Source organism: Flavobacterium sp. TSSA_36, from assembly GCF_051547165.1.
Taxonomy (GTDB): domain Bacteria; phylum Bacteroidota; class Bacteroidia; order Flavobacteriales; family Flavobacteriaceae; genus Flavobacterium.
The window spans coordinates 1-1,970 of sequence record NZ_JBPTTP010000020.1; the positions used below are offsets into that span (position 1 = coordinate 1).

At 36.6% G+C, this 1,970-nt stretch carries 1 protein-coding gene; it reads right to left on the reverse strand.

The features are described from left to right. Window positions 1-512: 512 nt before the first annotated feature. Entirely contained in the window at window positions 513-1,709 is a 1,197-nt protein-coding gene (locus ACSVH7_RS15080) for an ATP-binding protein (RefSeq protein ID WP_438067510.1), read from the reverse strand. Window positions 1,710-1,970: the final 261 nt, after the last annotated feature.

Consider the following 1,970-nt stretch of genomic DNA (forward strand, 5'->3'; position numbering starts at 1 on the left):
ATTTTGGATTTTGGCTATTGCCTTCTGCCTTCTGCCTCTTGCCTTTTCAACATTTTACATCTTCTCAGTAAAACTATGTGAACAGTGAAACGGCTATGCCTTCTTTACCACTATGCATCTATGATACTTCTATGTGGTTAAAAAAAATAAGTCCTCCCTCACACAACACTTTGCGCCCTTTGCGGTTAAAACACCCTCTTTTCAAAACAATTCGAGCATTCGTGGCTTCCCCCACACAACACTTTGCGCCTCTGCGTCTTCGCGGTTCCCTTTTTTGGAATTTGGAATTTTAAAAATTGGAATTTCCTTTTCGTTGCCATCCCTACACAAGACAATCCTTTCAAAAACAATTCGTGCATTCGTGGCTTTCCCCACATCAACACTTTGCGCCTCTGCGCCTTCGCGGTTCCCCTTTTTGGAATTTGGAATTTAAAAAATTTGGAATTTCCATATTCATGGCCATCTTAAACCCCATAGTTCACAACAAAAAATGGTCAACCGCTAACTAATAATTAATACAAAAAACCAAACAACCATAACGGTATTTTGTTCTGAAAGCCATATTCAATAGCGTCGGCTGCAATGAAAGAGTTTTCAACGCCTTGAATTTGTTTGATCGACTTATCTTTTCCTCCAATCTCGAAAGAGTAAAAATCATTGACAAAAAAATCAGTTTTTTCGTGATGGCTCAACTTATGTTTAAACCCCAATTGATTTGCAAAAAAGGTCTCTCTCACGTTACCAATATTGGCTTTTGACGGAGAAAGGGCAAACATTAAATTGGTGTTTTCTAAATAAATCTTAGCCGGTTTTTGCAATTTCACGCTACCTTTTGCTTCTTTTTGCAAGTTAATAGTCAAACCTACTTCTTCCAAATAATGCAGATAAGCCATCAAAGTAGCTCTATTTAAACCAATTTTATCACTTAAATTACTCACATTAGGTATAAAAGGAACCGATTCAGAGATGATAGCCAACAATTGTTTGATTTTAGGAACAAAACCCAAATCAACGCCCCGCAATAAAGGCAACTCGATTTCAAGCATCATAGCAATGACCTCTTCTAAGCGCTGCTCATACAAATCAGGATCCTCTTTGTAAAACGGATAATAACCATACTTTAAATATCTTTCAAAATACTGAAATGGCTTTAGCTTACCATTTATCTGTGTCGCAATCTTCAGATGATTGTTCAATATATCTTCCAACGAGACTTTGTCGAACTTTTGCCCTGTTTCCATTTCGAGATACTCCCTAAAAGACAATCCTTGCATGTGATAAACAATGGCCCTGCGACTCAAATCAGCTCGAGCATTCAATATTTCCAGCAACGAAGAACCCGTAAACACCACTTTCAACTCCGCATGGTCATCATAAATATTTTTGAGTTCCTGTGCCCAATTCCTGTACTTATGAACTTCATCTAAAAACAGATACTTACCCCCATTTCTTACAAAATCATCTGCCAAATCAACCAAAGTCCCCTCTTTAAAACCATAAGCATCTAAACTCACATACAACGATTCCTCTAAGTTATCACTAAAATTAAGCTTCATATACTGCAGAAGCAGCGTTGTTTTCCCAACACCTCTAGCTCCTTTAATACCTATTAATCGCGCATTCCAATTGATATCATCCATAATACTCCTAACAAAATTAGTTTCAACGCGTTGTAATTTCTTGCTATATTTCCTAAATAAATCTTCCATAATGTATAGTTAACTACACAAATATATAATTATTTCGCTTACCGTAACATACAAAATCAAGTATATTTTGCACATCACAATACACAAAACCAACTTACCATTAAAAACAACCGATAGCTGATATCTTTTCAAAAACAATACGTGCATTCGTGGCTACTAGCTGTTGGAATTTGGTTTTTGCCTTCTGCCTTTTGCCTTTTGGAATTTGCCTTTTGGCTTTTGCCTTTTGGCTTTTGAATTTTGCCTTTTGAATTTTGCCTT

What these genes read in the sequence shown, in the direction of transcription:
- ACSVH7_RS15080 (WP_438067510.1), bottom strand. Translation starts at nt 1,709, where the DNA reads ATGGAAGATTTATTTAGGAAATATAGCAAGAAATTACAACGCGTTGAA.